The sequence below is a fragment of the Sphingomonas sp. genome, assembly GCF_048595155.1.
Classification (GTDB): domain Bacteria; phylum Pseudomonadota; class Alphaproteobacteria; order Sphingomonadales; family Sphingomonadaceae; genus Sphingomonas_I.
In genome coordinates this window covers 59881-78003 of sequence record NZ_JBMDXN010000129.1, presented here as the reverse complement: position 1 = coordinate 78003, position 18123 = coordinate 59881, and the positions used below count along the sequence as shown (strand labels likewise).

Genomic DNA, 18123 nt, shown 5'->3' with positions numbered 1-18123 from the left:
CTACGCCTGTCGCCGGTCACCCCGGTCAATGACGCGCGCGACAGCGATCCCGCCCCGCTCTTCCTCCATGCCGTCGAAGGCCTGAACCGATTCGGCCTCGCCTATTTGCATATGATCGAGGGGGCGACCGGCGGCCCGCGCGATATCGTGCCGGGGTTCGATTTCGGCGCGCTCCGTCGGGCGTTCAAAGGACCGTATATGGCCAATAACGGCTATGATTTCGCATCGGCGGAGGTCGCGCTCGCGGCGGGCCGCGCCGACGCGATCGCATTCGGGCGCCCCTTCATCGCCAATCCCGATCTGGTTGCGCGCCTGAAGTCCGGCGCTCCACTCGCGACCGCCGATCCCGCGACCTTCTACGGCGGCGATGACCGCGGCTATATTGACTATCCGGCGCTTGCCGTCGGAGGCTGAGCGGAACCAACCCTGAGCCTAGACGCACGAAGCCACCGCTCCCATCTTGCGGACGCGAGCAGGAGAGACCTATGGTCAGCACATCCAACGACGGCATCATGACCGAATATCTCGTGAAATATTTGTCGCTCATGGCAAGCCAGTCCAGCCGACCCCAAGACATGCTGGAGACGCTCTATGTCACCGAACGCTATCGCGCCGGCGACGACCTCAAAACCGCACGGGCGCGCTATGATCAGTCCGTCTGGAACGCTGTTCCCATCGCAGAGATTGGCCGCCGCCTCGCGGAGCTCGACACGTTCATGCGCGACCTCGCCAAGGAGCGTGCCGCGATGTGGGGCCTTCGGCACTAGCGTTGGATGGCATTGGACATGCAGCGCTCGCGACATAGCTGCGTTGCTCGCCTCGCGCAGTCTAATGGAAGGTGAGACCTGTTCCTGGAAGGCCTAATGCCTCGCTTGATTACGCCTCAGGAACGCGGCCGCTCTTCGCCTTCAGGCAATCTGATCTCGCCGTTCGGTCGGCCAAATCGTTGGCGCCCCGGACTTTATCCGCTCTGCGGCGCATCCTTGCACGTTAAGTTAGCCCTCAGACCAATCAGCGGCCTCTAAGATTTTAGGCGGCCTGTTAGACACTACGTTACTGACGGGGAGCGTCAGATCGTATTCCTTGCCAAAGAACTTCCGATCATGCGGGTTGCCGTCATGAACCGGGTGCTGGATGTTGTGCTGGAGGCGGATTGCCCGGTCCAGCAGGACGTGATTTGCGTGATCGCGCTTGAACACCTGTTCCCAGATGACATTCCAATACACATGCTTGAGCATGTGCCGCTTTCCAGAGGGTTCCTGAGCAACGAGCATCGTACAAAACAGTAACTCCGCGACGGCATAGTGCAGGTAGTTGGGCTTACCCCCGGCACGTCGGTTATGTCGAACGGCCTCCCACCAACGCTGCGGCTGATCAAAGAGATGCGCCTGAATGGTGAGCGCGCCGGATGCCGGAATTACAGCGTTGGCGGCCAGTCGGTTGCTCCCTATGGGGCCAGTCATGCCGCCCGCCAGAAAGCTGTCGTACCAGATTTCGCGCGAGCCCACGTCCGTGTCTCGACAAAGTATTCGGTTGCTACTGGAGACGAAAATGCTGCCATCTTTAACGGTACTCCCGCGATAGCGCGCGTGATTTGTTCCTATATACTTCAGCTGGACGAACCCCAATGTCCAGCCACCGACTTTTTCGCCAGCATGCCCATGGATCGTCATAAAAGCATCGATCTGAAAGGGCGGAGACTGAAATGCAAAACCGGAAGGAGGCCCCGCAACGCCCCGAACGGTCGGCGCGTTCCCAGCCAGCGAAGTCGTCATGATGGTTTTACTGCCGTCGATTTTCGCCAAAGTGCAGCTCCTTCGACATAACCAGCATTACTGATTACGCTTCATGTTCACTTTATAATATTATCATCATAAAGAAAATGAAGCACCCTCATAACGCTTCTTGCGATCACAAGAAAAAACAACAAAGCGAAAACGGCCGTGTAACCGCGTATTCTTGTCGCATATCTTCTGGCATTGCGCTGTACAAGACATGCCACTCCAAGAAACCGGGTGCAGTCTGCTATTGATCTGCACGCATCTTTTTATTGGCTGATCACAGGATTTGACCAAATGAAGTGAACCGAGATCAAGGTTTTGCACGACCTCGAACGAACCGTCAGGTCGCTGCCGCTCGATGATCAACACGGGGGCTAAGTCGGTCGGCCGCCCCGCTCGGATTTCTACCGATCCCGGTCTCTGACCGTTGATAACTTGGATGGAGGGCTTCGGCTCACCGCGCACCTGCTTAAGAGTAGCAGCACTGAGATTGGTGCCCACCAATGCGAAGATGAAGACAATTAGCAAGCGCAACGAAGCGCGAGCGTCATAAACCCTGAGAGCGCCGGACTTCATAGCCATGCCAACCACCTTTCATAGCAAAGCAATCGACTTGGAGACTGTGCGACGGACTCGGCGATCGAGCAACGATAATCGGTAACCCGTCTCCCGTCTGATGCGACCGCATGGCAGGGCGTAAGAAGCCTGCCTCCAAACCAAGCCTGCGTAATCCGTAAGGTTTCAGGTGAAAGCTTCGCGAGCTTGCGTCCATCACCTCACGGCCTAACCGGAGACACAAGCGAAAGGGCAGGCTCCGTGAGACCATATCTCTGCGCATTCGCCGCTGCCTTCTTGGTTACGGGCCCCAGCGCCGCGCGCACGTCGGCAATCGGGAACGATCGGCCATCCGCGCCAGCGATGGGCCGTCCCCCGCTGCCGCCTGATCATACGATCGAGCAATCGGCGGTGATCGCTGGGCAGCGCATCCATTACAAGGTCACGATCGGCACGATCGCCATTCGTGACGAGACAGGCAAGGCGATCGGGCAGGTCGTCTATACATCCTATATGGTTCCTGGTCATGGAGCGGCACGGCCCGTCACCTTTGCCTTCGACGGAGGCCCCGGCGGCTCATCCGTGACGCTGAACATCGGCGGCATTGGCCCGAAGCGCCTTCAATTCGGCGCTCCGGGCGATACCGGATCCGACGCCCCCGTCCTGCGCGACAATCCCGCAAGCTGGATCGGCTTCACCGATTTGGTTTTTATTGATCCGATCGGCACCGGTTACAGCCGCAGCCTGGTGGATACGGAGGGGACCCGAAAGGCGTTTTACGGCAACGATCAGGACGTGCATTATCTATCACGTGTGGTGTCGGACTGGTTGATCCAGGCGCATCGCTTGCCGTCGCCCAAATATCTGCTGGGCAAGAGTTACGGCGGCTACCGTGTGCCGCGCATCGCGCGTGAGCTGCAGGATCGTGTTGGCGTCGGATTGGCCGGGATCGTGCTGATCTCACCCTATCTGGATCCGGCAGCAGCGACCCAATCCTCCGCTCTGTCGCCATTGCCCAGGATGGCGGAGCTGCCGGCGATGGCGGCCGCAAAACTGGAACGTGAGGGCCGGCTTACGCCCACCGCCATGGCCGCGGTCGAGGCCTATACGCGCGGTGACTATCTGCACGATCTGATGAGCGGCCGTTCCGATCCTAACGCGCACGCTCGTTTGGTTCAGCATGTGGCGGCGCTGACCGGCCTCGATACCGCCTTTGTCGAGCGGCTCGACGGCCGCGTGGATGCTGCCAGCTATTTGCGGGAAATTGCGCGCGATCAGGGCAAGATTGCCAGCAGAGACGATCCTGCGGTCACGCTGCCCGATCCCTTCCCCGGATCGTCCAGCAGCAGGGCGATGGACCCGCTCTATGATATCGCGATCGCCCCGCTGACCAGCGCCATGGTGGATTTCTATTCCCGCCAGGCAGGATGGATCGTTGATGCACCCTACAAGACCCTGGCCGACGATGTGGAAGACGCATGGGAGGAAGGCGCGCCGTCCGATGCCCCCGTCTCCGATCTTCGCAAGGTGCTCGCGTCCGATCCGAAGGTACGCGTGCTGATCGCGCATGGCTGGAGCGATCTCAGCTGCCCCTATTTCCTGTCGCGTCTCATCGTCGATCAATTGCCCGCATGGGCGGATGCGCGCGTTCGCCTCGACATCTATCCAGGCGGCCACATGTTCTACAGCCGCCTGCAAAGCGCAATCGCGTTCAAGCAAGACGCCGAAAAACTGTATCGCTCATAGTAGCGCAATGACAGCGGAGGACGCCAAGCCGCGGCGGCGAGCTATCGCATCGCGGTAACCGCCGTTCCAATCATGGGGCGCTCCGCCGGCTTGGCGATGGGGAGCATCGCGCGGATGTGACCCGCGACCGGGAGCGCACGTCCCTTCTTCGCATGAAAGGCCGCATCGGGAAGCGCTCCGCGCAGTTCGGCAAGACTCTGCAAACAGAAAGCGCGCACATAATTTGAGGTCTCGTCATTCTGCTGTTTGACGCTGCCGAGGATCTCCGCAAATTTAGCCCGCGCATGGGCAATGTCCTGATCGCGCATCAGGCTTTTTGCATAGGCGGCTTCGATCGCGAGACGCATCTCGCCTTCGAACTGTGCAGCCATTCCAGCGAGTTTCGGTGCGTCACTTCGCAGTGCAGCCCGCATAGCCTGGCGTTTCATCCGCCACGCCCGGAAACGAGCGCCAGTTCGCGCGATGCGGTTCATCGCCTAAGTCCCGGATTTAGCTGCATGACGTACATCCGCTCTCTTGCCCGCCCAACGACATCCGCTGGGCCTGTTAGGACAAGGTGGGCGCCGAACATGTCGCCAGCCAGGTCGGAATGCTCCGATCCGGTCCCTCTTGCTAGGGCTGGTCAGAGCATCGGACCGGCGACATGCCGGAACATTGCCGCGACTGGGGCCGGCACGACGCTGTAGCGTACTGGGATCAGTTACGGCAGGGTAGCCGGCGTGGACGGATCCGCGCCGGCATGCCGAAAACTCGGCTCAGGCGTAGCCCCACACATCCTTCGCGACGTCGACGACCAGCTGCAGCTTGGCCGATTGCTGATCCATCTGGATGTCATTGCCATGGACCGTCGAGGAAAAGCCGCATTGCGGCGACAGCGCGATCTGATCGAGCGGCATATGCGTCGCCGCGTCCTCGATCCGGGCGCGCACGTCGGCCGGATCTTCCATGTCCCCCAGCTTGGTCGTCACGAGGCCCAGCACGACCGTCTTGCCCTTGGGCACGTGCCGCAAAGGCGCGAAATCGCCCGAGCGTGGATCGTCATATTCCAGGAAATAGCCATCGACCTGCAGTTCGTTGAACAGCACTTCGGCGACGGGCTCATAGCCACCTTCGGCCGCCCAGGACGAGCGGAAATTGCCGCGGCACAGATGCACGTTCACCGACATGTCGGCGGGCTTGTCCCGGATCGAGTCGTTGATGATGCGCGCATAGAGCAGCGGCAATTCGTTGGGGTCCATGCCGCGCTTGCGGGCATTTTCGCGCTGCGTCTCGTCACACAAATATGCGAGGTTGGTGTCATCCAGCTGCAGATAACGGCATCCCGCATCCGCCAAGCTGGCAATCTCGGCGCGGTAGGCGGCCGCCAGATCTTCGTAGAAGGCCTCCAGATCGGGATAGGCCTCGGCATCGATCGCCTCGCGGCCGCCACGGAAATGCAGCATCGTCGGCGACGGGATCGTCACCTTCGGAGTCTGCGTCGTGCAGGATGCCAGGAACTCATAATCGGCGCGCTGGATATCCTTGGCATGGCCGATCTTCCCCGGGATCTTCATGACGGGCGGGGCATATTCCAGCTCCTTGCCGCCATGCTGATGAAATTTGACCTGGGTGCCGCCGGCTTCCTCGATCCCGTCCAGCTGCAGCAGGAAATCGGTGTGGAAATAGGTGCGGCGAAACTCGCCGTCGGTAATGCCATGGAAGCCCAGGCTTTCCTGCATCTTCACGACGTCACGGATCGCGTCATCTTCTACCTTGCGCAGACCGGCGGCATCGATCCGCCCTTCGCGAAAGGCAGCGCGCGCCTCGATCAGCGCGGCAGGACGAAGGAAACTGCCGACATGATCGGCGCGGAAGGGCGGCTTTTGCATAACTCTCCGGGCTTGCTAGTTTGTATGTAGTACATGCAATTTCATGGGGCGGCTGGCAATCCGTGTTGCGACCATCCGGCGTGCCGCCGCGCCGTCAGAACTGCTTGCGCTCGATCGTGAGTTCGGAGGAGCGGCACAGACCGCAATCCTCGCCCACGAACTGCCGCGCCGCGGCCGGATCATTGCGCAGCTTCCAATCGAGCCACGCCACGACGACCTTCGCGGCAAGGCCGCCATTGGGCTGATCATAGGTTCCGCCATGGCCGACCGGGATGTTGACCATCGCCGCCGGCAGGGTGCTCACCCGGGCAAAGTCGTCGGTGCCGTTCGGGTAGGCGATGTCGGTCTTGCCGCCGAGCACATACAGGATGGATCCATGCAGCCGGCCGAGCTGCGATTTGTCGACATCGATGCCGGCGATCGGGTTGGTACCATCCGGGAACAGACCGCTATTCATGATCACGAGGGTGCGGATGCGGGGATCGGTGGCGACGGCATAAGCCTGTAGCCCGCCGCAGCTCCAGCCGGAGACCGCAATCTGGCTCGCATCGATGCGATGGTAGAACGGGCTTTGCGGCCGCTCATTCTCGCGCAGCGCCCAGTCGATCGCTTCCGTCAACGCCCGCGCCGGCGTGGCGGCGGTCAGCTTTCCGCCCGCCGGTGGCGCCGCGCGCGGCGGCGCGGGCGGTGCGCCGGGGCCAGACAATATCCTGCCGGGGGCGATTGCCAGATACCCATGCGAGGCGATCTCCAGCAGATGCTGGCGCGAGCTCGCCCCGTCGGCGCTGCAGCCGCCATTGCCGAATATATAGAGCCCCAGCTTGTCGGAGCCCAACGTGGCGAGATCCTTGGGCCGATAGATGACATGGTCGGGAAGCGTCGCCACCTCTTCCTTCATGGCGGGATAGCTTCCGGTCCCGATCGAGTCGGGCGCGGTTGCGGTGGGCGTTGCGGCCACCGCCTGACACGGCATCACCGTAAGGCTGCTCATCAACAGCCATCCAGCCACCATCGTCCGATAGACGCCACGCTTCATGCCATCCTCCATCCGCGGGCGCGTCTCTGTGGTCGCTTGGGCATCGACGCGTTTGCGGCACTGGCCCCATCGGCGTCGACGACGTCCCGCCCGAAGGGCCGCCAACGCCAGTGTTGCACAGAGTCATCGGCGGCGGAAATAAATATGGAACACGTACAATTAAATTGCCGAGCAGTGCGCACGATTGTACGGCTGCCGTACAAAAAGAAAACGATTGCGGACGAGGATCGAGGGGTGGCCGTCGGCCGCAGCATCGCTTCCGCGCCCGTTCACTGGGAGAGGAAGATCGATGCGCATCGCTGCTTTTCTTGTAACCGGTTTCGTCCTGGCTGCCACGCCCGCCGCAGTCTTCGCCCAGGCGGCCGCCAGCGCGCCGCCGCCGGACGAGGCGACGCTCGGCGAGATCGTCGTTACTGCCCAGCGACGCGTGGAGAATCTGCAGAATGTGCCGATCGCCGCGACCGCATTGTCGGGCGATCAGCTGACCGCCAAATCGGTGGCCCGCATCGACGATCTGCAATTCGCCGCCCCGTCCTTGTCCGTGACCGACGCCGGCCTCACCCAATCGGTGAACATCCGCGGCATCGGTATTGCCAGCGGCTCGCCGGCGGTGGCCAACGGCGTGGCGGTCTATATCAACGGGGTCTTCCAGCCGCCTTTGCTCACGACCTCCAGCTTTTACGATATCGCCAGCGTGGAGGTGCTCCGCGGTCCCCAGGGGACTTTGGTCGGGTCCAACTCCACCGGCGGCGCGATCTTCATCAACTCCCAGGCGCCTGATACCAGCGGGATCGGCGGCTTCGTGCAGGGCAGCTACGGCAACTACGACCACCGCACGCTGCAGGGCGCGATCAATATCCCGGTAACCGGCAACCTCGCCATTCGCGGCGCAGGCAATTACGACAAGCGCAACAGCTATTTCGACGACATCGGCGTCTTCAACAATCACCCGGATCGGCTGAACGAGAAAGCCGGCCGCTTCAGTCTGCTGTGGACGCCCGGCAGCCTGCGCGTGCTCAGCCATCTGGAATGGATCGACAAGCAGAGCGGCGGCTATGCCTATAGCCCGATACCGGGCACGCCCTATTCGGCCGGCGCAACCGGCGAAGATCGGACGCTGGATTACGATGCGCCCACCCGCAATCACGAACGCGGCTTCCTGGCGGACACGGAATTACGCTACGAATTTGACGGCGGCATCACGCTGCGTTCGCTGACCGGCTATGCCAACAAGCGGGTGAACAACCTCTACGATTCCGATGGTACGTCGCTCAACACGCCGACACTGCCTGCCAGCACGCAAGACCAGTTCGTGCGGGAGCGGGAAATCGTGCAGGAGATCAACCTGATCTCGCCCACCACCGGCCGGTTCAACTGGATCATCGGCGGCTATTATCAGCACAACAAGATCGACGTCGATATTCTCAACACCAACGGTTCGCCGGTCGATCCCACGCACGTCGTCATCTTCAACAACAAGACCACGACCGGCCTGTTCGCGCAGGCGGGCTACAAGATCACCGATCGGGTCGAGTTGCAACTCGGCGCGCGTTACTCGCATTATTCGGTGACGCAGGAAGGCGGGGTCGCGATCGGCTACGGCACCGCCTTCGGCCCGACCGGCCTGCAGGTCGCGGATCTCGGCAACAGCCACAAGGACGGCCGCCTCACAGGCAAGGCCAACATCAACTTCCAGGTCGATTCGAACAACCTGATCTACGCCTTCGCCGCGCGCGGCTACAAGCCGGGCGGCGCCAACTCGGCCACCTCGCAATTCCAGCCGGAGACGGTGTGGGATTACGAAACCGGCTGGAAATCCACCATGCTGGGCGGCCATCTGCGCACCCAGCTCGGCCTGTTCTACATGGATTATCAGCGCTTCCAGTTCGACTTTGTCGACACCAGTTCCGGCCAAAATGGCGTGACCAACGTCGCCAGCTCCACCATCTATGGCGTCGAAGGCCAGCTGCAGGCCAAGGTCCGCGGCCTCGGCCTGGATGCGGGCTTTGCCTATGTTCATTCCAAGCTCGGCAGCCTGACCGCCGTCAACAGCCGCCTCATTCCCCCCGGCACCACCCTGGGGCCGCAATGCGGCGCCATCCCCACCACCGGCTGTACCGATTACACCCCGTTCGTCCGCGACGCGGGCGGCGGGCCCAACCTGTTCTCGCCGCGCTGGAGCTATAATTTCGGGGTCGACTACGCGGTGCAGCTGGGCGGCGGCAAGACACTCACGCCGCGCCTGAACTATGCCTATGTCGGACCACAGTTCAGCAACTACTTCTACGAGCCCGCCTTCAGCCGGCTGCGCGGCCGCGGCTTATTGTCGGCGCTGATCACGCTGCGGGTCGGCAAGTGGACGCTGGAAGGCTACGGCACCAACCTGACCAACAAGACGTACGTGAGCGGCATTACGGGCAATAATCGCTTCCTGGGTGCGCCGCGCGAATATGGCCTGCGGGCGGGGGTGAGGTTCTGATGATGCACAGCAAGACGATACGCGCCGGCCTGATCGGCACCACCGCCGCGATCCTCGCGGCCTGGCCCGCCACGGCCGCCGCTGCCGCACCCGCCGGATCCGCCGATTGTACCGCGCTCGGCAAGACCATGGCTTGGCCCGAACCCGGAACCAGGGTCGTCACCGCCGCCTGGCATGAGGCCGGCCCTGCGCCCACCCCGCCGATGATGCCCGGCATGCCGCCCATGCCCCCGATCACCCTGCCCGCCCATTGCGAGATCGTGGGATCGATGCACGAACGCACCGGCGTCGACGGCCAGCATTATGCCATTCGCTTCCACCTGCGCCTGCCGGTGCCGTGGAATGGCAAATTTTTCATGCAGGGTGGCGGCGGCACCAATGGCGAGCTGGGCGATGCAATCGGCCGGATGGGGGCGGCTCCGCCCGCGCTGGTCGCGGGCTATGCGGTGCTGTCGCAGGATTCGGGCCATGACAATGCCACCAACACCGTGCCCGAACGCGGCGGAGCCTCCGCCTTCGGCTTCGATCCCCAGGCGCGCGCCGATTATGGCGGCGCCTCGCTGCCGCCCACGGTGAACGCCGCCAAGGCCGCGGTCCGTCGCTTCTACGGCCGCACGCCCGAAAAAAGCTATTTCGTGGGCTGCTCCAAGGGCGGTCAGGAAGGCATGATGGCCGCGACGCACTATCCCGATCTGTTCGACGGGATCGTCGCCGGCGCACCCGGTTTCGCCCTGCCGCGCGCCGCAATTGCCGAAATGTGGGATACGCAGACGATCGGCAACGTCGTGCGCGAAGAGCATCAGCCGCTCACCCAGCAGATGCTGTCGCAAAGCTTCAGCCCGGGCGATTTCGCGCTCGTCGGCCAGGCGATCCTCGCGGCGTGCGACAAGGATGATGGCGTTGCCGACGGAATGGTCGGCGCCTTCACCCAATGCACGTCCGAGAAAGTCATGCCCCAGCTCAAGCAGCGGGCGTGCGCCGGCGGCAAGCAGGAAGGGTGCCTGTCGCTCAAACAGATTTACGCGCTAAGCAATGTCCATAACGGCGCGCGCACGATCAAGGAAAAGCCGCTTTATGCGCGCTTCTTCTGGGATGCCGGCTGGGCCGACCCGGGCTGGCGCATCTGGAAGATCGGCATGGGCCCGGTGCCCTCGATCAACGTGATGATGGGCGCGCCGTCGCTGGCGGCGATCTTCACCACCCCGCCGACCGGCCTGCCCGACGCGTTCCAGGCCAAGCTCGATTACGCCATGGCGTTCGATTTCAACACGGATCCTCAGCGCATCTACGCCAAGGGCAAGGGTTTCCCGCGCTCCGCCTGGCAGGATATCGGCGGCGCCCGCGACGCGGATCTGTCCGCTTTCTCCAAGCGCGGGGGCAAGTTGATCGTGACGCAGGGCGTGTCCGATCCGGTCTTCTCGCTCGCCGACACGATCGACTGGTATGCCTCGCTCGACGCGCGCACCGGCCGGCAGGCGGCGCGCTTCGCCCGCTTGTTTCCGGTGCCGGGCATGGGCCATTGCCAGGGCGGCCCCGCCACCGACGGCTTCGATGCCTTCGCCGCGCTGGTGAATTGGGTCGAGCAAGCGCAGGCGCCCGATCGGATCGAAGCAAAGGCCGGCCCCGGCTCGCCCTGGCCCGGCCGCACCCGCCCGCTCTGCGCTTTCCCCAAGACGGCGCGCTATAACGGCTCGGGCAGCATCGAACAGGCCGCCAACTTCACCTGTTCCTGATGCAACACGCGCGACCGGCCATCGTCTCGGTCTCAATCGATACAGTTTGCGGCATGATGTCCCCCGGCTATCACGCAGTGGACGACGATGAGATGAGGGATGAAGTTGGCCGGTCAACCGACCCGATTGGACGAAATATTGGGGCTGCACATCAGGCTCGCCCACGGTGCGGTGCTGCGTCATTTCGCGGAGCATTTCGCCGGACTGGATCTGTCGCAGAAACAAGTCTCGGTCTTGTGGCTCGTCCACGATCATCCCGGCATCGCGCAGACGGATCTCGCTCGGCGGATGCAGATGGATCGCGCCACCACCATGGCGATCGTGCACGCGCTGGAACGCAAGCAGCTGCTCGCCCGTGCGGCCAGCCGCAGCGACGGGCGCCGCGTAGCGCTGAGCCTCACCGCCACGGGCGAGGAGATGCTGGACGCCGCCCGCGTCGCGATCGCGCAACATGAGCAATGGCTGACCAGCCGTTTCTCCGCCGCCGAGCTGCGCCAGCTGACCGCCTTGCTGCGCCGGATCCACGACGCACCGGAACAATGATCGACAACAAGGGGAAGAGGATGATGCACCCGTTGATGATGCGCGGCGCCGCGGCCGCGCTCGGCCTGCTGCTGGCCGCGGCCGCGCCCGCCGCAACCGCCGACACGCCACCGACCACGCAATTCATCTTCGAGGAAGTGGTGCTGCTCGCCCCGGACATGAAGGTTGGCAAGACGCCGTTCGGCAATCGCAACATCGTGCCGATCATCGGCGGCACCTTCGAAGGCCCCGGCATCAAGGGCACGATCATTCCCGGCGGCTGGGATTGGCAACTCGGCGCCGAAGGCTGTTTCCGGCTGGAGGCCAATTACATGCTGCGCACGGATGACAATGTGATCATCAACATCCTGAACCGCGGCACCGCCTGCCAGCAGCCCGGCCAGCCTGCCACCCGCCTGATCACCGCGCCTTCATTCGAGGCGCCGGTCGGCCGCTATGGCTGGCTTAATGACGGCGCCTATCTCGGCACGCTCGATGTGGCGAAGGTGGACGGCAAGCCGGCGGTGAAGATCCGCATCTACAAAGCCCGGTAGGGCTACCCCGCAAATCATTTGCAATCGATTGCCGTTGCGCTACCCAGTCCCCGATAAAGAAGGAGAGGGGAATGGAGGATCGGGTGGCACGCACCGGCGGCGGCAGCTCGCTGGCGCTGAAGGGCCTCGTCTTCCTGATGTTCGCGATGTTCGCGATGACGACCGATTCCGTCGGCACCGTCATTCCGGAGGTGATCCGCGAATTCGATCTCGGCCTCACCGCCGGCGGCTCCTTCCAATATGCCTCCATGTCCGGGATCGGCATCGCCGCCATCGCACTCGGCTTCCTCGCCGATCGCATCGGGCGCAAGGCCACGATCCTGATCGGCCTGTGCCTGTTCGGCGGCAGTTCGGCCCTGTTCGCGGCCGGCCATGATCTGCTCTTCTTCGTGGCCTTGCTGTTCTGCGCGGGCCTCGGCATCGGCATCTTCAAGGCGGGCGCGCTCGCCCTGATCGGCGATCTGTCGCGTTCCACCCACGAACATGCCCGCACGATGAACCTGGTCGAGGGCTTTTTCGGCGTCGGCGCGATCATCGGCCCGGCGATCGTCACCTATGCGGTCCATCATGGCGCCAGCTGGAAATGGGTCTACCTGGTCGCGGCGATGCTGTGCGCGCTGCTCGTCACCGGCTCCGCCATCTTCAAATTCCCGACACCCGCCGCATCGCGTACGGAGCCCGCCAACCCGGTCGAGGCGCTGCGTCTGGCGGGCGACCCGGCCGCGATCTTCTTCGGCGCGGCGCTGATGCTGTATGTGGGCGCGGAGGCCGCGATCTACGTCTGGGTGCCGACCTATCTCGGCGCCTATCACGGCCCCTGGCTGCAGGTCGCGGCTTATGCCGTCTCGATCTTCTTCGTGCTGCGCGCGGTCGGCCGCTTCCTGGGCGTATGGCTGTTATCGCAATGGGATTGGCCGATCGTGCTCGCCTTGTGCAGCAGCGCGATGGCGCTACTGTTCTGGATCGCGGTCGTCGGTGGACGCGGCGTCGCCGTCTTTGCGCTACCCGCTACCGGGCTGTTCATGTCGGTCCTCTACCCCACGCTCAATTCCACGGGGATCAGCTGCTTCAAAAAGAGCCGCCACGGTTCGGTCGCGGGCCTGCTGTTGTTCGTTACCTGCATCAGTGCGGTCGCGACGCCTTTGCTGATGGGCCTGGCCGGGGATTGGCTCGGCGACATCGCCTATAGCATCGTCGCCGGCGCGCTTCTCGCCACCCTGTTGGCAGCCTTGAGCCTCTGGAACATGGCGCGCTTGCCCTTTGCGGCCCGTCTCGCGCGCCGCAACCAGGATGATTATGCCGCGAACCCGCAATCCTGACCGGATGGCGCGGCTATGCCTTGATCCCCCGGCGCGGCTTGCCCATTAACGGCATGCCCGCCGATCATCCGGCATCCGGCTGAAGGACGCGCCGTTGGCGAAGAAGGTTAGAACCATCTACGACCTTGCCGAACTGGCGGGTGTATCGGCCGCAACCGTGTCGCGCTCGCTCGCGGGCAAGGGCATGGTCAGCGCCAAGACGGCGGAACGGATCCGCCAGCTGGCCCAGGAACACGCCTTCCGCCCCAGCGCTTTCGCCCGCAACCTGCGGATCAAACGGCGCGGTGCCATCGGCGTGGTCATCCCGCTCGGCCATGAACGCGCCCAGCATATTTCCGACCCCTTCTTCATGGCGATGATCGGCTGCCTTGCCGACGAACTGACCGAGCGGGATTTCGATCTCGTCCTTTCGCGCGTCATTCCCAATCGCGACGATTGGCTGGAGGCGATGATCGATTCCGATCGGGTCGATGGCTTCATCATCATCGGCCAGTCGGATCAGTCCGCCACGCTGGACAAGGCCGCCCAGCATTATCTGCCCATGGTCGCCTGGGGCGCCTTCTCGCAGGGTCAGGCCCATTGCTCCGTCGGCACGGACAATTTCCTCGGCGGCCGCCTCGCCATCCTCCATCTTCTGTCGCGCGGATGCCGCCGCATCGCTTTCTTCGGCAACATCAACGCGATCGAGATCCGCCACCGGCTGGAGGGCGCGCGTGCCGCCATCGCCGAGCAACAGGGCGCCGCCGAACTGATCGAGATTCCAACCCATTTGGCGACCGATCTGAGTTCAGCCGAGATCGCACAATTCCTGGCCGAGACCGATCAACTGCCGGACGGCATCTTCGCCGCCTCCGATGTCATCGCACTGGCCGCGCTGCAGGCGCTGGCGGGTCGCGGCGTTCAAGTGCCGCGCGACATCAAGCTGATCGGCTTTGACGATCTGCCGATCGCGCGCAGCTCGATGCCGGCGCTGACCACGATCCGGCAGGATATCACCACCGGTGCCGCGCATCTGGTCGATTGCCTGCTCAAGCGGATCGACGGCAAGCAGACGGGTTCGGTCGTGCTCAACCCGGAACTGATCGTCCGCGAATCCAGCTGAGCCGCGCCCGCCGAGCCCGCGCATGCGTCACACTGCCACCGCTCTTCGCCATTATGGCGGAAAAGCGCCTAAAAACCTTTCTACAATCGATTGTAATCCGGCGATCAGTTCCATAGGACAGGATCGCGAGGGATGGGGACCGCGATTGTGGAACGCCTGCCCTTCGGCTGCGGGGGCTCGGCTCCATTGAAAACGATCAACCAGATGCGGGTGGCAGTTTGACCAGGGATATTCTTTCAGACGCCGGGGCAGACGCCCATGCCACCTCGCCCTCGCGATGGACGGCGGCGCATGTCCGCGCCATCCCGGCGGAGGGGGTCGAAGCCGCGCCACTGCTGGACGCGCAGGATTTCCAGCGCATCGCCGACGATCTCGACATCTGGGATGCGTGGCCCATCCAGGATCGCGGCGGATTGCCGGTGCCGGTCGCGGAGGGCGAGACATTGTGGATGGCGCTCGCGGCACCGCGGTTCGATGATCCCGATCAGCGCCACGGCCACGCGCGCATTCATCTGATCCATCGCTCCCCTACCGGTTGGCGCGATCTCGGCCCGGCGATGCCGGACGGCTTCTCGCCGGGCAGCCGCGAATGGTCGGGCTCGGCCGTGCTCAGTGACGGCGATCGCGTCACCCTCTATTTCACCGCCGCCGGGCGGCGTGGCGAAGCCAGCCTCTCCTTTGAACAGCGACTGTTCAGCGCCCGTGCTACGCTCGTTCCGACCACGGGCGGCTGGGCGCTGGTCGACTGGCGCGATCTGCATGAAGCGGTCCTGCGCGATCCCGATCATTATATGGATAGCAACAGCGGCAGCGGCGCGGTCGGCACCATCAAGGCGTTTCGCGACCCGGCCTATTTTCGGGATCCGGCCAATGGACGCCATTATCTGTTCTTCGCCGCCTCACTCGCCGGATCTCCGTCCGCCTTCAACGGCGCCATCGGTCTTGCCGTCAGCGACGATCCCGATCGCGACGAATGGCGCATCCTTCCCCCGCTGATCACCGCTGAAGCGCTCAACAACGAACTCGAACGGCCGCATGTCGTCTTCCACCGGGGGCGCTATTATCTGTTCTGGGTTACCCAAAGCCATGTATTCGATCCGGCAGGACCGGCCGGACCCACGGGTCTGTACGGCATGACCGCAGAACGACTGGAGGGCCCGTGGGACGCGTTGAACGGAACTGGACTGGTCTTCTCCAACCCGGCGCGCGCACCGCGCCAAGCCTATGCCTGGTTCGTCATGGCCGATCTGGAAGTAACGAGCTTCGTCGACGATTGGGGCGCCGAGGGCACACGTCCCGCAGGCCGGCGCTTCGGTGCCACCTTCGCGCCGATGGTCCGCCTGCGGCTGGACGGATCACGCGCCACACTGGAACGCTAGCATGAGCGCGCAGGCCCGGCTCGCCGGCATCGAACTGGGCGGCACCAAGGGCATCGCTGTCCTCGCTTTGGGGCAGGAGATTGTCGACACGCTCACCATCCCGACCGGCGAAGTCATCGGCACGCTCGGTGCGCTCCGCCAACAGCTTGGCCGGTGGCACGCAGCTGAGCCGCTACAGGCGATCGGGATCGCCTCCTTCGGGCCGGTGCAGCTCGATCACACCCAACCGCATTACGGTACCATCCTGGCGACGCCCAAGCCCGGCTGGAGCGGCGCACCAGTGGCCGATCTGCTCACCGGCGGCCTCGATTGCCCGTGGCGGATCGACACCGATGTAAACGGTGCGGCACTGGCGGAATTTCAGGGCGGCGCCGGCATCGGCTGCGATCCGCTCTGCTATATCACGCTTGGCACCGGCGTCGGTGGCGGGCTGCTGGTCGGCGGCCGCCCGGTCCATGGCGCGATGCATCCCGAACTCGGCCACCTTCGGCTGCGTCGCGCGCCGGGCGACACGTTCGCCGGCATATGCCCTTTCCATGGCGATTGCGTCGAGGGGCTGGTGTCGGGACCGGCGCTGGCCGCGCGCTTCGGCGGGGATGCGGCCTCCGTGCCGGACTCGCATCCGGGCTGGGACGATGTCGCATCCGACATTGCCGCTTTGTGCGGGGCGATCCTGCTCACCACCGCCGCCAAACGCATCCTGTTCGGTGGCAGCATCGCGCTACATCGGACGTTCCTGTTGCCCCGGGTACGTGCGCGGCTGGTGGAGGCGCTGGGATCCTACCTTCCCTATCTGACCGCCGCGACCGCAACGGACATCGTCCAGGTCGCCGGCCTCGGCACCGAGGCGGGACCGCTGGGCGCCATCGCGCTGGCGGCCGACGCCTTGGAGGGCGCGGCGCGCTGATGCCTAGCGTGCCAGATGCCTATCGAAGAACTTTGCCATGAAATCATAGGCCTCACGTGATTCCGGCAACTCGGAATTATAGAAGAAGCCGTGGAACATGCCGTCCCATCCATGAAACTGGGATTCCACCCCGGCCTTGGCAAGCTGATTGTGGGAGTTGAGGGCGGCGCTGAACTCGAACGACCGTGTGCCTGAAATGAACAGGGTCGGCGGGAATTTCGCCAGAACGGCCGGTGCGGTGAGCGGATACGCCAGCGGATTGTCGTTGGCGACCGCCCCCATATAGGTCGGCGGCGCCGGGACAGGCTGTGCCGCGGCCGGACGGGGCGCCGGCCGGGGCATTCCCAACACGGCCATGCCCAGCATCGCGGAATCGCCCGCCGCCAATTGGCCGAGTGACGCGCAGAATATCCCCGCCGCCGCCGGTCGGGGCAGGTTGTGGGTCTGGAACCAGGCGATCGACTGGGCCGTCAGCATGCCGCCGGCGGAACAGCCATACAGGCCGATCCGCTTGGGATCGTTCGTCTTCAATATTTCGCGATAGACCGCCGCGACATCCTCGCTCGCCGCTGGGAACTGATATTCCGGCCCCATGCGATAATCGACGGAGATCACCTTGATCTTCATCACCGCGGCCAGCGGCACCGATTCCACCAGCGATGCGGTCCGCGCGCCCGTCACGAAACCGCCGCCATGCAGATTGATCAGCACGCGATTGCGATTGGCGGGTGCGATGCCGTCAGCCGGCTCCACCACATCCGTCACGACGCCCCCGATCCGCTGCTCGCTGATCTTGACGGCGTAGCGCTTCACCATCGGATCCAGGAAGACGTGCATGATCTTGTCCTGCCGCGCCCGCTCCGCCTTGATGTCGGGCAGAGGCGGCCCCGCACCGAAGGGCTTGTCGACTATCAGGTGGCGCAGATAGGCAGCCCCTTCCGGGCTCAGCAGGTTCGACAGGGGCAGATCCAGACCATCGATGATGACCGTGCCGTCCGCCCGGAAGGACGGCTGGGCCGCCCCCTGCGGCGCGGGCTGCCCTACCGCGGCTGCCGCTGCAAACGCGCCGGCGAGGGCTGCCATGACGATCGTGCGATGGGATTTGCCGACGCGTTTCATCGAATCTGCCTTTCGGTCCTGCG

General features: G+C 63.9%; 16 protein-coding genes and 1 pseudogene. 11 read left to right on the top strand and 6 right to left on the bottom strand.

Annotated features, from left to right (window positions below):
* Positions 1 to 414 (top strand): annotated as a pseudogene (locus ACOJSI_RS20230) (alkene reductase); the annotation flags it as partial.
* A gap of 71 nt (positions 415 to 485) precedes the next feature.
* Positions 486 to 767, top strand: coding sequence for a hypothetical protein (locus ACOJSI_RS20225; RefSeq protein WP_420140124.1), 282 nt, complete (start codon positions 486 to 488; stop codon positions 765 to 767).
* A 228-nt stretch (positions 768 to 995) separates the two neighbouring features.
* Here the strand turns inward: ACOJSI_RS20225 and ACOJSI_RS20220 are convergent, their stop codons facing one another.
* Both ACOJSI_RS20220 and ACOJSI_RS20215 read right to left on the bottom strand, forming a co-directional pair.
* Positions 996 to 1805, bottom strand: coding sequence for a hypothetical protein (locus ACOJSI_RS20220; protein WP_420140123.1), 810 nt, complete (start codon positions 1803 to 1805; stop codon positions 996 to 998).
* Between the two features lie 66 nt (positions 1806 to 1871).
* Positions 1872 to 2363, bottom strand: coding sequence for a hypothetical protein (locus ACOJSI_RS20215; RefSeq protein ID WP_420140122.1), 492 nt, complete (start codon positions 2361 to 2363; stop codon positions 1872 to 1874).
* Positions 2364 to 2699: 336 nt separating this feature from the next.
* Here ACOJSI_RS20215 and ACOJSI_RS20210 point away from each other — a divergent pair, with 336 nt between their 5' ends.
* A complete protein-coding gene (locus ACOJSI_RS20210; protein ID WP_420140121.1) occupies positions 2700 to 4082 on the top strand; it encodes a S10 family peptidase in 1383 nt (460 codons plus the stop codon).
* Positions 4083 to 4123: 41 nt separating this feature from the next.
* On the opposite strand, the gene ACOJSI_RS20205 is transcribed toward ACOJSI_RS20210, so the two are convergent.
* From ACOJSI_RS20205 to ACOJSI_RS20195, 3 genes are all read right to left on the bottom strand, one after another.
* Complete coding sequence (locus ACOJSI_RS20205) at positions 4124 to 4453, bottom strand: hypothetical protein (protein WP_420140120.1); 330 nt, start codon at positions 4451 to 4453, stop codon at positions 4124 to 4126.
* Between the two features lie 384 nt (positions 4454 to 4837).
* Positions 4838 to 5950, bottom strand: a complete 1113-nt coding sequence (locus ACOJSI_RS20200) for a 5-methyltetrahydropteroyltriglutamate--homocysteine S-methyltransferase (protein ID WP_420140119.1) — start codon at positions 5948 to 5950, stop codon at positions 4838 to 4840.
* Between the two features lie 94 nt (positions 5951 to 6044).
* Positions 6045 to 6986, bottom strand: a complete 942-nt coding sequence (locus ACOJSI_RS20195) for a hypothetical protein (protein WP_420140118.1) — start codon at positions 6984 to 6986, stop codon at positions 6045 to 6047.
* Between the two features lie 289 nt (positions 6987 to 7275).
* Between ACOJSI_RS20195 and ACOJSI_RS20190 the strand changes: the two genes are divergently transcribed.
* The 8 genes from ACOJSI_RS20190 (at position 7276) to ACOJSI_RS20155 (ending at position 16981) form a co-directional block, all read left to right on the top strand.
* Positions 7276 to 9465 carry a TonB-dependent receptor gene (locus ACOJSI_RS20190; protein WP_420140117.1) on the top strand — a complete coding sequence of 730 codons (2190 nt, stop codon included), beginning with the start codon at positions 7276 to 7278 and terminating at the stop codon, positions 9463 to 9465.
* Entirely contained in the window at positions 9465 to 11198 is a 1734-nt protein-coding gene (locus tag ACOJSI_RS20185) for a tannase/feruloyl esterase family alpha/beta hydrolase (protein ID WP_420140116.1), read from the top strand. Before ACOJSI_RS20190 ends, ACOJSI_RS20185 begins: the two co-directional genes overlap by 1 nt.
* Before the next feature lie 99 nt (positions 11199 to 11297).
* Positions 11298 to 11741 (top strand): MarR family winged helix-turn-helix transcriptional regulator, encoded by a 444-nt coding sequence (locus ACOJSI_RS20180; RefSeq protein WP_420140115.1) that lies wholly within the window; start codon positions 11298 to 11300, stop codon positions 11739 to 11741.
* A 20-nt stretch (positions 11742 to 11761) separates the two neighbouring features.
* Entirely contained in the window at positions 11762 to 12274 is a 513-nt protein-coding gene (locus ACOJSI_RS20175) for a DUF3237 domain-containing protein (RefSeq protein ID WP_420140114.1), read from the top strand.
* Between the two features lie 71 nt (positions 12275 to 12345).
* On the top strand, positions 12346 to 13593 hold the full coding sequence (locus ACOJSI_RS20170) for an MFS transporter (RefSeq protein WP_420140113.1): 1248 nt from the start codon (positions 12346 to 12348) through the stop codon (positions 13591 to 13593).
* A 94-nt stretch (positions 13594 to 13687) separates the two neighbouring features.
* Positions 13688 to 14695 carry a LacI family DNA-binding transcriptional regulator gene (locus ACOJSI_RS20165; RefSeq protein ID WP_420140112.1) on the top strand — a complete coding sequence of 336 codons (1008 nt, stop codon included), beginning with the start codon at positions 13688 to 13690 and terminating at the stop codon, positions 14693 to 14695.
* A 218-nt stretch (positions 14696 to 14913) separates the two neighbouring features.
* Entirely contained in the window at positions 14914 to 16074 is a 1161-nt protein-coding gene (locus ACOJSI_RS20160) for a glycoside hydrolase family 68 protein (protein WP_420140111.1), read from the top strand.
* Position 16075: 1 nt separating this feature from the next.
* Positions 16076 to 16981 (top strand): ROK family protein, encoded by a 906-nt coding sequence (locus ACOJSI_RS20155; RefSeq protein ID WP_420140110.1) that lies wholly within the window; start codon positions 16076 to 16078, stop codon positions 16979 to 16981.
* A 3-nt stretch (positions 16982 to 16984) separates the two neighbouring features.
* Here ACOJSI_RS20155 and ACOJSI_RS20150 read toward each other — a convergent pair whose 3' ends face one another.
* Entirely contained in the window at positions 16985 to 18100 is a 1116-nt protein-coding gene (locus ACOJSI_RS20150; protein WP_420140109.1) for an alpha/beta hydrolase, read from the bottom strand.
* Positions 18101 to 18123: the final 23 nt, after the last annotated feature.